Below are 16,094 nucleotides of genomic sequence, written 5' to 3' on the forward strand. Positions count from 1 at the left end.
TACATTAACATATATGCTTTCCTGGAAAATCCTGAGAAAAGCTGGCTCATATTGATAAAGCAAGACAAATACAAATACCAACATTCGCTATTCCCTGAAGTACAGGGGGCTTACTTTTGAAAAATAAAAACACCTGATTTGAATATCAAGAAGTTAGAGATATGAATTTAAACTAGATCCGGTTTCCCGGACAACAATGATTAAATATTCAAAATTGGTTATTCAATATTGGTTATTCAGCATTTTATTATAAAAAACATTCATGATTTATGGAATCACCAACAGGGATGAAAGCGCGATCTAACGACAGCATTTCATTAAAAAAATCAGATTACGAGGCGCATACAGCAGTTGTGCGTTGAACAACTAATTATTTGCGCCTTTGATTTACGTTCTCATCACCCCGGGTTTCACCCGAGGTTAGTCACATTTTATCCCTTCGGGATATTGAATTGGATTACAAAGTTAAGACGACTTTATTGCCCAGCTATGTCGGAATTGCAAATTATTCATGACGCTGGAAGCGTCTAATGTGAATAACCCGGTGCCTAGCGCCGGGATGAAATGACCAAAGCGAAATCGTCCGGCGAAGAAAGCAAATCGAAGCCAGACCGTTCTCCCGGACGAAACACAAAAGGCAATACACATAAAAAGATGGGGACTTTCAGAAATAACATTCATGATTCCCAGAAATCACCAACAGGGATGAAAGCGCGATCTAACGACAGCATTTCATTAAAAAAATCAGATTACGAGGCGCATACAGCAGTTGTGCGTTGAACAACTAATTATTTGCGCCTTTGATTTACGTTCTCATCACCCCCGGGTTTCACCCGAGGTTAGTCACATTTTATCCCTTCGGGATATTGAATTGGATTACAAAGTTAAGACGACTTTATTGCCCAGCTATGTCGGAATTGCAAATTATTCATGACGCTGGAAGCGTCTAATGTGAATAACCCGGTGCCTAGCGCCGGGATGAAATGACCAAAGCGAAATCGTCCGGCGAAGAAAGCAAATCGAAGCCAGACCGTTCTCCCGGACGAAACACAAAAGGCAATACAGATAAGAATAATGGGGGACTTTCAGAAAAAACATTCATGATTTATGGAAACACCAACAGGGATGAAAGGACATTAATATTGTTTCACGCAAAGAAAAGAAGAAGCGCAAAATTCGCAAAGGTATAGAATCTGTTTTGCGTGCTTTGGGAAAACTTAGTGATCTACTCTGCGTGAACTTTTTTGTTTTTACCAAAGTGACGTTCAGAAAAAAAGCCTTGCTTCTTCATTGAAACAAGGCTTTTTCTTTTGTATCGAACAATAACTAACGGAAATCAATAATTTCCACATCAGCGTGGTTAGCGGCATTAAAAACAAATTCCGAGTCATTAAAACCCGCATTGGTATCCATTTCTTTTACCAGTATTCCATATTGGTTTCCATCGGTGCTGTGTAATGTTGCCGAATGGATCATCATTTTAGCCTTGTCGATAGCCACTTCAATTTTTGTTACATCGTAGCTATCCGAATCAGGAAAAAGATTGATATGATAAAGCGTTTTACCACCCTCTGTTTTTTCCTCTACAAACTCCGAACGGAAACCGCGCTCGTAGATACTGAATAACGATGACGGATCCATTAATTCGCTGCTTTCATCGTCGATATTCGAAATGGTTACCTGGTTACCGTCTTTCATGTAATTCCAGATGGTTTCGCCATTTGAAAACACTTCAACACCCAAATCGGGTAGTTGCACACAATATTTCTGCCCTTTAATTTTTATGGTACCGGCGTTGGTTTCGTCAATATCCATTTCTTCATTCACCATCGAGAACACAAAACTGGCCGACATCGATTTGATCTCTTTCGTTTTGGCACTTACCTCATCCAGAATTTTTTTTGCTTTTGCATCGCTTTGCGACCACCCCAAAGTTGCTACCATAACCAGCGCAACCATCAACACTATCCTTTTCATTCGTTTTACTATTGTACTATTCGTATGTCAGAAAATGAAAACGCTACGATTTTCTCTCCGCAATGCGTGAATCCCGATCCCGTATCACCCTCAAAAATTAATTCTACAAACTATTCAATAACTGTTCCAAACTATACTCATCCTGCAATAAAACCTGTCGGGCTTTACTTCCTTCGCTTGGCCCTACTATTCCGGCAGCCTCCAATTGATCCATTAAACGCCCTGCACGGTTATACCCGATGGAGAATTTCCGTTGAATCATCGATGTAGATCCCATTTGGTTCATTACCACAACGCGCGCAGCATCGTCGAACAACTCATCGCGGTTGCGCAAATCCACTTCTCCCGGTCCGGGTTCCTCGTCGCCCGCATACTCGGGTAACAAAAATGCGGTCGGATATCCGCGCTGATCGCCAATAAATCCAACAATATTTTCCACTTCAGGCGTATCAACAAAAGCACACTGCACACGCGTCATTTCACTTCCCTGCGAAATGAGCATATCTCCACGCCCGATCAGCTGGTTCGCACCCGGCGAATCGAGAATGGTACGCGAGTCGATCATCGATGCCACTTTAAACGCAATACGCGCCGGGAAGTTCGCCTTAATCACACCCGTAATAATATTGGTTGATGGGCGCTGTGTGGCAATAATCATATGAATACCCACTGCCCTTGCCAGCTGAGCAATCCGTGCAATCGGCAACTCAATCTCTTTTCCGGCAGTCATAATCAGGTCGGCAAACTCATCGATAATCACCACAATATAGGGCATAAAACGGTGTCCTTTCTCCGGATTCAGTCGGCGCGATATAAACTTCTTGTTATACTCTTTAATATTACGTGCCTGGGCAGCTTTCAGTAAATCGTAACGAGCATCCATTTCCACGTTAATCGAATTCAGCGTATTTTTCACTTTCTGAATATCGGTGATCACCGGCTCCTCCGCATCAGGCAGTTTTGCCAGGTAATGTTTCTCCAACACCGAATAAATATTCAGCTCCACCTTTTTCGGGTCGATAAAAACAAACTTCAGTTGCGACGGGTGTTTTTTGTACAACAACGAAGTAATAATGACGTTAATACCCACCGATTTACCCTGCCCTGTGGCACCGGCAACCAAAATATGCGGCATTTTTACCAGATCGAATATAAAAGTCTCGTTCGAAATGGTTTTCCCCAAAGCCACCGGCAATTCGGCTTTGCTTTCCTGGAAGCGCTTCGAGCGAATTATGGAGTGCATCGACACCGTTTCAGGATTTTGATTAGGCACCTCTATACCGATGGTTCCTCGCCCCGGAATCGGAGCAATAATACGAATCCCCAGCGCCGCTAAACTCAAGGCAATGTCGTCTTCCAGGTTTTTGATCTTCGAGATCCGAACACCCGGAGCCGGCACAATTTCGTATAGTGTAATTGTTGGCCCGATGGTAGCCCGAATTTTTGTGATCTCGATTTTATAATGACGCAGCGTTTCAACAATTTTATTTTTGTTGGCTACCAGCTCTTCATTTTTAACTTCGGCATTACCAAATTTATGATCTTCCAGCAATTCCAGTGTAGGAAATTTAAAACTTGCCAGATCGAGTGTTGGATCATAGTCTTCCAGCTCCTCCGGATGCTTACCATCCGACTCCTCTTCCTCGAGTTTTGGCGCAACCGTTAAATTCAGGTCATCCTCTTTTTTCACAGGAATCACTTCAATGTCATCGTCACTTTCCTCTTCCGGCTCCTCTATTTCAATTTCGTCGTCGATCTTCACTTCAGGCTCTACTATCGGCAAATCATCTTCATCGTCCGACTCAAAAATGGCTTTCACCACATCATCGTCACCCTCAATAACTTTTGTAATCGATTCTTCGCCTTCAACTTCTTCATTCGAAATGGATTCTTCATCCATATCCTCATTGTCCGGCTCTGTTTCATGCGACTTTCTTTTCAACAGCCCTTTCAACATATTAAAAGCACCATCGAAACGCACCACCACAATGGCCAGCCCCGAAATAAACAACAGAAATACCAGGCCCACAATACCAATAAGCGAACGCAGCCAGTTGCTGAGCACAAAACCGTAATGGCCGCCCCAATAAATGGCCGATCCGGCATCGGTTTTATTAAAGAACAAACCCAGCGCCACCGAAAACCAAATCATGCAGATAACCGTGTACCATACACTTTTCAGAAAATTCCCTGTTTTTCGTCCCAAAATCCGCGCGCCACTAATGGCCATCAAATAAACAAAACCAAACGATGCCAGTCCAAATCCGCGGTTCATAATAACTTCCGACAGATAGGCACCAAGTTTCATCCCTTTATTCTGAGCTTTCACCTCGGTATTGAAAAGAAATTCGCGCCAGCCCGAATCCATAATACTCTGATCGGCTGCACCGTAAAATAAAAACGACACAAAGGAAATCAACAGGTAAGCAGCAGCCAAAAGCACGAACAACCCGAACAAAAACCACAGTTTCTCTCTGTTAACAAGGGGTGTACGCTTTTTTTGGGTACGTTTATTTTTTGATTTTGCCGGCTTTTTCTTCGCTCTAAATGCCATGGAGTTCTTTTTAATCCGAATTTTTATTCACAACAAGTTTCCAATATAACGATTAAGTTTTAGTTCAATTTTTGAGATCCTAAAAATCATTCAACAAAACCGACTTTAACCGCTAAACCAAAACATTATCCCTCTTAAAACTGAATAATGTGGGTTAAATTGCCCGCAAATTTAACTAAAAAAACTTAGCCTGATTAATTCATAAAAATGAATTAATTACCCGCAGGGCTGACGAAATAATTGAGATACAATTATTTGTCAGGGCTAACCTTGACATTGAAAATCATAAATATATTTTTTGAAAGCATGTATCGTGCAGATTTTCAATCGTCAACACTTCGTGTGAAAGATTTCTCGAATTTTTCAGGTTAGGTAGAAGTTATGCCTGCCTGCTAATTCAGGTAATCATTTCAAGAAAAAACTGTTAACAAAATTCACTCAATTTCTTGCAATTCGTAAGTAAGCATCCCACCTGTTTTCCGAATTAATAAATCAATCAAAAAAAGCTGTTTTAAAATAGCACAAACAACACAAAACCAAGCGCTAACACATTTCTTTTTATGCTTTGTTTTTCTATGTTTGTTAGGCGCCTGATCTTTCGTCAGGGCACTAACTAATTCCAACAATGAAAAAAAGAGCTGTTGTTGCTTTGGGCGGAAACGCCATCCTGCGCGGTAACGAAGAAGGAACCATCGTTCAGCAGGAAAAAAATGTAACCGACACCCTTGAAAACCTGGTGCCACTGTTGCGCGAGGGTTACGAACTGGTACTGACACACGGCAACGGACCGCAGGTAGGAAATATACTAATGCGAAACGACGCCGGCGAACAACTTTACGGCATTGCTCCTATGCCGCTGAATATTTGCGTGGCCGACTCGCAGGGTGGTATTGGTTTTATGATTGAGCGAATGATGCGAAATGTGCTGAACAAATACGGCATTGATAAAAACGTAATTTCAATGGTTACGCTGGTGGAGATTGACGCCAACGATCCGGCTTTTCAAAACCCATCGAAACGAATTGGCAAAGTTTACAGCAAAACAGAAGCCGACCGGCTGGCTCAACAAAAAGGCTGGGATTTTAAGCCCACATCAAAAAGCAAAGATGGCTACCGGCGGGTGGTCCCCTCGCCCACTCCCGTTGACATAGTAAACAAAGAGATCATCCGACAACTGCTTGAAAACGGCAATATCGTTATTGCTGCCGGTGGCGGTGGCATTCCTGTTTATTTCGACGAGAACAACGATGTGCGCACTTTGGATGCTGTAATCGACAAAGATATGGCTTCGGGTATGCTGGCCACCAATATCGGTGCCGACGAGCTGTACATCCTCACCGACGTGCCATTTATTTACAAAGATTTTGGAGAGGAAACGCAGGAAAAGCTTGAATTTCTAAATTATTCCGACACCTTACAGCATCTTAAAAACGGCACATTTGCTGAAGGAACGATGGAGCCCAAAATAAAAGCCTGCCTTAACTTTATAAAAAACGGCGGCAGCAAAAGTATCATCACCGAAGCCACAAAACTGGCCGATAAAAGTTATGGCTCGAAGATTACGATGGAATACGATATTGAAGACAAGATTGTTTGAGATTGAATAGAAGATTGAATAGAAGATTGATGGAGATTGAATAGGAGATTGATGAGAGATTGTTGAGAGATTGTTGAATTGTAAAACTAAGAACTGAGACGGTGAGACGGTGAGAACTGAGACTGAGACTGAGATTATCTCCTTCTTACAGCCTGAAAGAATTGTTAAATTGTGAACCGGATAAATTGTATTGAAACTTTTGACTTTACTCTTTTTTCTTTTGCCTTGTTCTCCGTGAAACTCCGTGACTTCTCTGTGCAACTCTGTGGTAGAAATAATTACAAGCTGAAACTGAGAACTGAGACGGTGAGAATGTAAGAACCGGGCCCAGGCTATTCTTCTTGTAAATTGGAAGAATTGTTAAATTAATAAATTGTAAGAATTGTTAAATTGTAAAACTGATAAATTGTATTAAAACTTTTGACTTTACTCTTTTTCCTTTTGCCTTGTTCTTCGTGAAACTCCGTGACTTCTCGGTGGAACTCTGTGGTAGAAATAATTTCAAGCTGAGACGGAGAACTGAGACGGCGAGAATGTGAGAACCGGGCCGAGGCTATTCTTCTTGTAAATTGAAAGGATTGATAAATTAATAAATTGTAAGAATTGTTAAACTGATAAATTGTATTAAAACTTTTGACTTTACTCTTTTTCCTTTTGCCTTGTTCTCCGTGAAACTCTGAGACTTCTCTGTGCAACTCTGCGGTAAAAATACTTTCAAGCCGAAACTGAGAACTGAGACGGTAAGAATGTGAGAACCGGGGCCAGGCTATTCTTCTTGTAAATTGGAAGAATTGATAAATTAATAAATTGTAAGAATTGTTAAACTGATAAATTGTATTAAAACTTTTGACTTTACTCTTTTTCCTTTTGCCTTGTTCTCCGTGAGACTCTGAGACTTCTCTGTGCAACTCTGCGGTAAAAATACTTTCAAGCCGAAACTGAGAACTGAGACGGTGAGAATGTGAGAATGTGAGAGCCGGGCCCAGGCTATTCTTCTTGTAAATTGAAAGGATTGATAAATTGCAAAAACTGTTAAATTGTTAAACTGATAAATTGTAAACTGCACCTGCCCACTGAGACTGCAAACTGAGACTGCAAACTGAGACTGAGAACTGAGAACTAAGACCGGAGCCCGGCAAAAACGTTCTTTACTTTTGCCTTTGTACTTTGTACTTTTGCCTTGATACTTTTTACTTTTGCCTTGATACAATAACGACTAATAAAAACAAATAAGATAATGACGAATAATCTGAAAAACAAAAACTTCCTCAAACTACTGGATTTTACACCCGAAGAAATAAACCAACTGCTCGATCTGGCGGCAAGTTTAAAAAAAGCAAAAAAGGAAGGCACCGAGAAACCGCTGCTTTCCGGTAAAAACATCGCCCTGATTTTTGAAAAAGCCTCTACCCGCACCCGTTGTGCTTTTGAAGTAGCAGCTTACGACCAGGGAGCGCGGGTTACCTACCTGGGGCCTTCCGGTTCGCAAATCGGACAAAAAGAAACAATGAAAGACACAGCCCGAGTGTTGGGAAGAATGTACGACGGGATTGAATACCGCGGATTCGGACAGGACATTGTAGAAGAATTAGGCGAATTTGCCGGCGTTCCGGTATGGAACGGCCTCACCAACGAATTTCACCCGACTCAGATTCTGGCTGATTTCCTTACCATGAAAGAACACAGCAACAAACCTTTATCAGAAGTAAAATTCTGCTACCTGGGCGATGCCCGAAACAATATGGGTAATTCGCTTATGGTTGGCGCTGCAAAACTGGGAATGGACTTTCGGGCTGCTGCACCGAAAGCCTGCCAGCCTTTAGAGGAACTACAGGCCGAATGCCGTGAAATTGCCACTCAAACAGGTGGTAAAATAACAATTACCGAAGACCTTGCCACCGCCGTAAAAGACTGCGATTTTCTATATACCGATGTTTGGGTGTCGATGGGCGAACCCGACGAAGTATGGCAGGAGCGGATAAAACTACTGCTCCCCTACCAGGTAAACCAAAAAGTGATGGAACTTACCGGAAATCCGGATGTAAAATTCCTGCACTGCTTACCTGCTTTCCATAACCGCGACACAAAAATTGGCGAGCAGATTTTTCAGAAATTTGGTTTGGAAGCCATGGAAGTTACCGAAGATGTTTTTGAGAGCAAAGCATCGCTGGTATTCGATGAAGCCGAAAACCGCATGCACACCATAAAAGCCGTTATGGTTGCCACCCTGGCTTAAGCAAAACCACCATAGATTTTAAAGCATTATCTTCCAATTTTGGAGGTAGTGCTTTTTTTTTGCACAAAAAGGCAAAAGGCAAAAGGCAAAAGTATAAAGACAAAAAAAAAGATCAGATGCTTTTTTACAACTCCGGCCCTAAACTGTTTGCTGTTCCCTTCTTCTGCAATCAAAAATCATTAAACACGAAGAGGCAAAGACACAAAGTTCTGAAGTACAGTATCTACGCGCTAAGCGGTTCGAAACCGCTAAGCGCATAGAATTGGCGCTGTTGAATTGTCCAACTGCAAACTACGACTGTAAACTGTTTGCTTTTCCCTACTTCTGCAATCTTAAATTGCTAATCAGCATTTGTCAATCTTTATTCTTTTATCAGCTGTCCGGCTCTCTTGCTCCAAACTGCTTTTTGATCGTTGATCATTGCCCCATCGTGGAGCGCGGTAGAATTCTGGCTTTTATCCCCGGAGCTAAAGCACCGGACTAATGATATTTCGTGCCTCCTGGTTCTACAATCAAAAATTATTAACCACGAAGAGGCAAAGACACAAAGTTCTGAAGTACAGCATCTACGCGCTAAGCGCATAGAATTGGCGCTGTTCATTTTTTCTATTACTGAATTTTTCAACTGTAAACTGTAAACTGTTTGCTTTTCCCTACTTCTCCGATCAAAAATTGCTAATCAGCGTTTGTCAATCTTTATTCTTTTATCAGCTGTCCGGACCTCTTGCTCCAAACTGCTTTTTGATCGTTGATCATTGCCCCATCGTGGAGCGCGGTAGAATTCTGGCTTTTATCCCCGGAGCTAAAGCACCGGACTAATAATACCAAATTGACCACAAAATACCGCATATAAATTTGTTCTTTTCCGTTTCTACTGCGTTGAAAAATTATAACGTAGCTCGGCTATGCTAAAATTTATCGCCTTGTACAAACGGAAAATAACCGGCATATCCAATACGGCATTTTATCATCAAATTGGTATTATATTTCGTCCTTCCTGGTTCTGCAATTTTAAATTGCTAATTACCCTTCGTCAATCTCCTCCAATCTCAGTGCTCAGCGCTCAATCTCCTTTCCCGTTTTCCCATTCACCAATTTACTGGTTCAATCTCCATCAATCTCCATCAATCTTTATTTCAATCTCTATTCAACTCAGCTCCCATTAATCCTTCATCCTTAATCACAAATCCTTTCATCCTCTTTCAAGCTACATCAATCTGCTTCAATCTCCATCAATCTCATAGTCTCAGCTCCCATTAATCCTTCATCCCTAATCACTAATCCTTTTCATCCTTTCAACCTCCACCATTCTCACCGTCTCAATGCCCCTCCTTTTGCCTTCACACTTTTTCCTTTTGCCTTGCAAAACCTTTTCCTATTTTTGCCTCGTGAAAAATCATTCAGCATTCATAACAAATTTACTGCTCGCAGGCCTGCTACTATTCTCCATACAAGGGATAGCGTCTGACGGGAAAACCCCGAAACCGATCTCACGGCTAACTTTCCCGACAACTTCTGACTTTGCATTTCACAACGATTCCATCCATCATATCAATTTTCGGTATGCTGACAAAAAACGGGGATTCAAACCTTTTATCGCACCATCGCTCCTGGTTGCCGGTGGAACGATATTGCATTTTTCGGACTGGAAATACGATATTAATGAGTGGAGCAGAGAACATTTCAACTATACCGGCCACCTCGACGATTACCTGCGTTTTGCACCAATTGCCGCCGTTTATTCCTTAAACGCTTTGGGCATACAGGGGAAAAACAATATCGGTAACCAAACCGCAATTCTGGGCAAAAGTATGGTATTGACTACCCTTATCACCAAAAGCCTAAAAAGTATTTTGGATGTAGAACGCCCCACAGGCCAAACACAATCGATGCCCTCGGGACATACAGCCATTGTATTTGCAGCAGCCCAATGGATGCACCGCGAATACGGCGAAACAAACCCCTGGTACAGCATAGGTGCTTATACCTGTGCCGCCACCGTGGGAATCATGCGTATTTCAAAAGGCAAACACTGGGCTTCCGACGTACTGGTTGGCGCAGGAGTAGGAATGATCTCCACCGAACTCATCTACTTCACTCATCAATTCAAATGGGATCGCGAACACCTGAATAACCTTGATATTTTTCCGTTTAAAACCGGCCACCAAAAAGGGCTTGCACTGGTCTATACCTTTTAACCAGCCACAAGTCTCAAGCTACAAGTCTCAAGCTACAAGTATTTATTGCTCAACCACTCCCCGTCTTTTACCTTTTTACTTTTGCCTTGGTACTGGATGCTGGATTCTGGATGCTGGATACTGGATACCGGATTCTCGATGCTGGATTCTCGATACTCCAATGCCTGTGCCTGAATTTTGCTGTGCCTGATTTTCAATTCGCTACGCTCAACTTTTTACTTTTACATTTTCACTTTGTCTTACTTTTACCTTTTCACTTTTTACTTTTGCCTTTTTACTTCTGCCTTACTTTTGCCTTTTCACTTTGTCATACTTTCGTCTTTTTACTTTTACCTTTTTACTTTTACCAACGATCTTCTTCTTTTTTACGCAGTAATTTATATTTTTGTCTCCCACGAATTTGCATTACACAACAAACTAATGGCATCTTTACAAACTCAAAAACAATGGCATGTAATTTACACCCGGTCCAGGGCGGAAAAGAAGGTCGTACAAGAACTTAATTTAAACGACATTGAATGCTTCCTTCCGCTGCAAAAAAGACTCCGCCAGTGGAAAGACCGCAAAAAATGGGTAGAAACCCCGCTGATCCCGGGCTATTGTTTTGTAAATATCACCCGCAAAGAATACGACAAAGTTCTGCAACTTAACAACGTGGTAAGCTATGTCACTTTCGAACGAAAAGCCGCTATTGTTAGTCAGGCCGAGATAGAGGCCCTGGAAACCATTCTCCGCCAGTTTGATTTTGAGGTGAACGTTACCATGGAGAATTTCGAACCCGGCAAACTGGTTGAAGTAATAGAAGGGCCAATGGTAGGACTAAAAGGTGAGCTGATTGAGTGCAGGGGAAAAAATAAATTTGCGTTGCGCATTGAACAGATCAACACTTCCTTTTTGGTTGAAATTCCGGCCTCCTGCCTGAGTGCGGTACCGGAAAATGTGATCTGACAACTATCAAATACCTCATTCACGCTGGCGGTTTCCAGCAAGAAAAAACAAGCGCAAAACCAAATAATTCACCAAATAAAAACCAAATACTCTTTAGTTAAACATAAATTAACAAATAGCTTTTTTATTGGGTATTTTCCTGACACAATAAAAAATACATAATTAAATAAATACTTTTGCTATTCTTTTGTCTCAACATCCTACTCGCACAATAATATGTAACCGAGGAGGCGAAGCAGTATCTTTACACCTAAAAAAAACATGAATTCCGGAACAAACGATCCCTCATTTTAGTTCAAGTGATCTTTTGCTTCCGAATAGCTGATCGATAACAAAGCCCGAATAAATCTTTTGCTCAGATCATCCTAAAGCAACTAAACCAATCCAAAAACGCACAAAAAACCAATAATTTATGCGAACACCACTAACGATAGCTGTTGATTTCGATGGCACCATTGTAGAACACAGATATCCCAAAATCGGAAATGAACTTCCTTTCGCCATCGAAACGCTGCGCGCCCTACAAAAAAAAGGCCACAAACTAATTTTATGGACCTACCGTTCAGAAATAGAACTGGACGAAGCAGTTGAATTCTGCCGCGAAAAAGGCCTGGAATTTTACGCCGTAAATAAAAATTATCCGGAAGAAAAGATGAACGATAAGATCAGTCGGAAAATACTTGCCGACCTCTATATCGACGACCGAAATTATGGCGGTATGCCCGAATGGACAGATATCTTTTATAGCCTGCATCCCGAAGAAAGAGTAGCCATTGAACAAACAAAGTCGAAAAGCTGGTGGAAAAGATAGAAATCCTGCAAAGAGAAAGCAGGTAAGGTCGTTTCCTTTCACCTTTTATGACGCATCGTAAAAGCATGCACGCAAACAAATTGTTGTTAATCGCCCGGAACAGAAATGCCTGAGCATCCTCTTTCGGCAAAAAAATTTAACAAAGTAAACATTATACACTTACAATGAATTCAAAACAAATCCATCGTCTGATGTCATTACTAATGGTAGCTGCTTCGCTTTCGCTTTTCTCCTGCCACAGCAGCAAAGAACTGATTTACATGAAAGATGTGCAGAACAACCAGGTAATCAAAGCATTGACCGATACCATTACTGAATACATCATAAAACCCGGCGATATACTTTACGTAAGCATCAAATCGATGAATGCCGAAGTAAATGCACTGTTTAATCCGGAATCGAATATGGAAGCCCAAAATTACAGTTCGCACCAGAAGTACACTACTCCCCAGGGAGCTTACCTCTATGGTTTTGAGGTAGATGAAAGAGGAAACCTTCAACTTCCCATAATGGGCGACATCCCCGTAGCCGGGCATCCCAATTCACACATCGAAAAGATTGTACAAAAACATGCCAACAAATACCTTAAGGAAGCCATTGTTAAGGTTAAGCTACTGAATTACAAGGTCACCATTATGGGCGAGGTTAAGCGCCCCGGTGTATATTACAATTACAATAACAACTTCACTGTGCTTGAAGCACTTGGCATGGCCAACGGAAATACCGACTACGCAAATCTGACCAATATAATGGTTATCCGTCCACAGCCCGATGGACAAAAAGCGATGATTCTTGATCTGGCCGCCTCGGATGCCTGGCTGCAAAAAGGCTTTTACCTCCACCCCAACGATTACATTTTTGTAGAACCCAATACACATAAGAACTTCCAGCTCAACGCCCAGGTTTTTTCCATGATCATCTCGTCGGCCAGCTTATTGTTAGCAGTATTCGGGCTCCTGAAGTAGAGAAAACCAGGCAAAACAACGTGTAACCAATACGCTACGAAAAATTCACAACAAAAAGTAGCTTCCCGGCCAAAAACAATACAACAGAAACACGCACATAAAAACAAAGAGATTTTTCACAAAATGACAGCGAACAATAACAACAACCAGCCATACAACACCATTGAGCAAGATGATGAAATAGACCTCAAACGACTGCTTTTTCTTCTGTTGCGCAAATGGTATTGGTTGGTTATGGGGCTTTTTCTGGGGATAACCGGAGCCTATTTATTTGTTAAATACACCCCCGACAAATACCAGGTAAACACCAGTTTACTGGTTACGGATGAAAGCAAAGGCTTCGACCTGGAAAATTTATTTATGGACGGGATGATGGGTAGCAGCGGTATAGCCAGCCTGCAAAACGAATTAGAATTCCTGCGTTCCTATACCCTGAACCACCAGGCAGTTGACAATCTCAACTGGCAAACCTTTTGGCAAAAAAAGAACCTGATTATTTGGAACGGTATTTACCTCAACGAGCCTTTTATCCTCAATAAATCAGGCGAAGGCTTAAACCCGGCAGGAATACCAATATATATCACCCCTCTTTCAGAAACAGAATACGATATCAGTGTGGATGGAGAAATAAAGCTAGAAGGACAGAACGTAAAAATAGAATTCAGCGAAATCGCAAAATACGGCGAGCCTTTTCGCAACGAATACTTTAATTTTACACTTACTCCAAAAGAAAATTCCAGCGACCTGCCTGGCGAGTGGTACCGTTTTTCGTTTATAAATAAAAGCAAACTCACTACAGATTACCTCAAAAGAGTTACTACCGACTATGGCAAGGAAAGTGAAGTGATCAAACTATCGGTTGAAAGCACAGAACCTCTGCGTGACATTCACTACCTGAACGAATTGGTACGCGTGTACCTGAAGCTCAAACTCAACCTGCAAACACAAACCCAGAAACGCTCGCTCGAGTTTATCGATTCGCAGCTGTCGGGTATCTCCAGCGATCTGACTGCCGCAGAAAATACCTTTACCGAGTTCCGATCGAAAAACCAGATCATCGATCTCAGCAGCCAGGGAAGCCTTATTATGGAACAGCTAAAAGAGATTGAGCAGGAAAAGTCGCAGATGCAAATGCAGCTCGATTATTTTAAAAACCTTCAGCGCTACCTCGGTAACATCCAAAGTGCCGATCAACTGGTGGCACCTTCTGTGGTTGGCATTACTGATGCTACACTGAATGCACTCGTTCTTAAGCTCAGCGAACTGTACAGCCGCCGCAAGGTATTGGCGTTTAGCGCTTACGAAAACAATCCGTCCCTCATTCTGCTTAACCAGGAGATTGAACAGGTAAACCAACAATTGCGCGAAATACTGGTTAACCTGATCGACAATACCCAGCTATCGGTAAACACACTCAACCTTCGCTACACCCGCATCAACAATCAGTTGAACAACATGCCCGAGCAGGAACAACAGCTGATTAATATACAGCGCCAATACGAGCTCACCAACGAAATATACACCTACCTGCTGCAACGCCGTGCCGAACTGGAAATTTCACTCGCTGCTGCCATTGTTGATATACAAGTAATCGATCCGGCACAATTTGAACGCCTCATTCCACTTAACAAAAGCCCAATGCTCATCTTGCTTATAGGTGCTTTTCTGGGGCTGTTACTTCCGGGAGTACTCATCCTGCTTGTCGATTTGTTAGACAATAGTATTCACCTGCAGGAAGATATCGAGAAGCTTACTCCATTACCCATATTGGGAAATGTCTTACACAGTACCGATAAATCGGAACTGGTAGTTATACATCACCCCCGGGCCCCTATAACCGAGTCGTACCGTACCATCCGCACCAATCTTCAATTTAAATTACAGGATAAACAAAAAGTTATCGGACTACATTCGGTTCAGCCTGGCGAAGGAAAATCCTTTAATGCCACCAACCTGGCCTGCATTATGGCTATGAACGATAAAAAAACCGTAATTATCGGTGTAGATATGCGTAAACCCCGATTAAATAACATCTTTAACCTTGCAAATACAAAGGGATTAAGTAATTATCTGGCCGGCCAGTCCAGCAGCAAAGCAATCCTTCAACAAACCGAAATCGAAAACCTGTCGGTCATCGCTTCCGGCCCCATTCCTCCAAATCCTGCCGAGTTAATCGAACGTCCGGCTTTTTCACAACTGCTGGAAGAATTAAAGGCACAATTCGACTATATCATTATTGACAATGCTCCTGTGTCGCGCGTAACCGACGGACTAATCACCAGCCGGCACAGCGACCTGAATCTCTTCATATTACGTTATGGAGTAAGTAAAAAAAGCCAGTTAAAATTTATTAACGACATCGCCCGTCAAGGCACAATGCACAACCCTGCCTTAATCATAAACGACATCAAATTACATCGTTTTGGTTACGGATATGGCCATTCCTACCAATATGCCTATGGAAAAGGATACGCGGTTTAAAGATGTCGTTTTCCGATTTGTTTCCCCCTCTCAGGGGGAAATGTCGGCGTAAGGCATTTGGGGGGCCGACTATGGGGGTCTATAAACGACATCAAATTAAATCGTTTTGGTTACGGATATGGCCATTCCTACCAATATGCCTATGGAAAAGGATACGCGGTTTAAAGATGTCGTTTTCCGATTTGTTTCCCCCTCTCAGGGGGAAATGTCGGCGTAAGGCATTTGGGGGGCCGACAATGGGGGTTTCATAAACGACATCAAATTGAATCGTTTTGGTTACGGATATGGCCATTCCTACCAATATGCCTACGGTAAAGGATGCGCGGT

General features: G+C 42.1%; 9 protein-coding genes. 7 read left to right on the plus strand and 2 right to left on the minus strand.

What is annotated here, in order from left to right; all coding sequences use genetic code 11:
• Window positions 1-1,326: 1,326 nt before the first annotated feature.
• Together lolA1 and BMW53_RS17535 are read right to left on the minus strand one after the other, a co-directional pair.
• Window positions 1,327-1,977, minus strand: a complete 651-nt coding sequence (gene lolA1 / locus BMW53_RS17530) for an outer membrane lipoprotein periplasmic chaperone LolA1 (protein ID WP_038563011.1) — start codon at window positions 1,975-1,977, stop codon at window positions 1,327-1,329.
• A 103-nt stretch (window positions 1,978-2,080) separates the two neighbouring features.
• A complete protein-coding gene (locus BMW53_RS17535) occupies window positions 2,081-4,531 on the minus strand; it encodes an FtsK/SpoIIIE family DNA translocase (RefSeq protein WP_038563017.1) in 2,451 nt (816 codons plus the stop codon).
• Between the two features lie 625 nt (window positions 4,532-5,156).
• Between BMW53_RS17535 and BMW53_RS17545 the strand changes: the two genes are divergently transcribed.
• The 7 genes from BMW53_RS17545 (at window position 5,157) to BMW53_RS17580 (ending at window position 15,767) form a co-directional block, all read left to right on the plus strand.
• Window positions 5,157-6,128, plus strand: coding sequence for a carbamate kinase (locus BMW53_RS17545; protein ID WP_038563024.1), 972 nt, complete (start codon window positions 5,157-5,159; stop codon window positions 6,126-6,128).
• Between the two features lie 1,237 nt (window positions 6,129-7,365).
• Window positions 7,366-8,364 (plus strand): ornithine carbamoyltransferase, encoded by a 999-nt coding sequence (gene argF / locus BMW53_RS17555; RefSeq protein WP_038563026.1) that lies wholly within the window; start codon window positions 7,366-7,368, stop codon window positions 8,362-8,364.
• Between the two features lie 1,388 nt (window positions 8,365-9,752).
• The gene (locus BMW53_RS20700) at window positions 9,753-10,562 is read left to right on the plus strand and encodes a phosphatase PAP2 family protein (RefSeq protein ID WP_168136452.1); all 810 of its coding nucleotides are present in this window, start codon (window positions 9,753-9,755) and stop codon (window positions 10,560-10,562) included.
• A 420-nt stretch (window positions 10,563-10,982) separates the two neighbouring features.
• Entirely contained in the window at window positions 10,983-11,510 is a 528-nt protein-coding gene (locus BMW53_RS17565; protein ID WP_038563028.1) for a UpxY family transcription antiterminator, read from the plus strand.
• Between the two features lie 412 nt (window positions 11,511-11,922).
• Window positions 11,923-12,321 carry a BT0820 family HAD-type phosphatase gene (locus tag BMW53_RS17570; protein WP_038563030.1) on the plus strand — a complete coding sequence of 133 codons (399 nt, stop codon included), beginning with the start codon at window positions 11,923-11,925 and terminating at the stop codon, window positions 12,319-12,321.
• Window positions 12,322-12,512: 191 nt separating this feature from the next.
• Window positions 12,513-13,286: a polysaccharide biosynthesis/export family protein gene (locus BMW53_RS17575; protein WP_168136453.1), complete on the plus strand. Its 774-nt coding sequence runs from the start codon at window positions 12,513-12,515 to the stop codon at window positions 13,284-13,286.
• A gap of 123 nt (window positions 13,287-13,409) precedes the next feature.
• Window positions 13,410-15,767, plus strand: a complete 2,358-nt coding sequence (locus BMW53_RS17580; RefSeq protein WP_074781063.1) for a GumC family protein — start codon at window positions 13,410-13,412, stop codon at window positions 15,765-15,767.
• Window positions 15,768-16,094 lie beyond the last annotated feature (327 nt).

It is taken from the genome of Draconibacterium orientale, from assembly GCF_900111425.1.
Classification (GTDB): domain Bacteria; phylum Bacteroidota; class Bacteroidia; order Bacteroidales; family Prolixibacteraceae; genus Draconibacterium; species Draconibacterium orientale.

Coding starts and splice junctions, on each gene's coding strand:
- lolA1 (WP_038563011.1), bottom strand. CDS start 1,977: ATGAAAAGGATAGTGTTGATGGTTGCGCTGGTTATGGTAGCAACTTTG.
- BMW53_RS17535 (WP_038563017.1), bottom strand. CDS start 4,531: ATGGCATTTAGAGCGAAGAAAAAGCCGGCAAAATCAAAAAATAAACGT.
- BMW53_RS17545 (WP_038563024.1), top strand. CDS start 5,157: ATGAAAAAAAGAGCTGTTGTTGCTTTGGGCGGAAACGCCATCCTGCGC.
- argF (WP_038563026.1), top strand. CDS start 7,366: ATGACGAATAATCTGAAAAACAAAAACTTCCTCAAACTACTGGATTTT.
- BMW53_RS17565 (WP_038563028.1), top strand. CDS start 10,983: ATGGCATCTTTACAAACTCAAAAACAATGGCATGTAATTTACACCCGG.
- BMW53_RS17570 (WP_038563030.1), top strand. CDS start 11,923: ATGCGAACACCACTAACGATAGCTGTTGATTTCGATGGCACCATTGTA.
- BMW53_RS17575 (WP_168136453.1), top strand. CDS start 12,513: ATGTCATTACTAATGGTAGCTGCTTCGCTTTCGCTTTTCTCCTGCCAC.
- BMW53_RS17580 (WP_074781063.1), top strand. CDS start 13,410: ATGACAGCGAACAATAACAACAACCAGCCATACAACACCATTGAGCAA.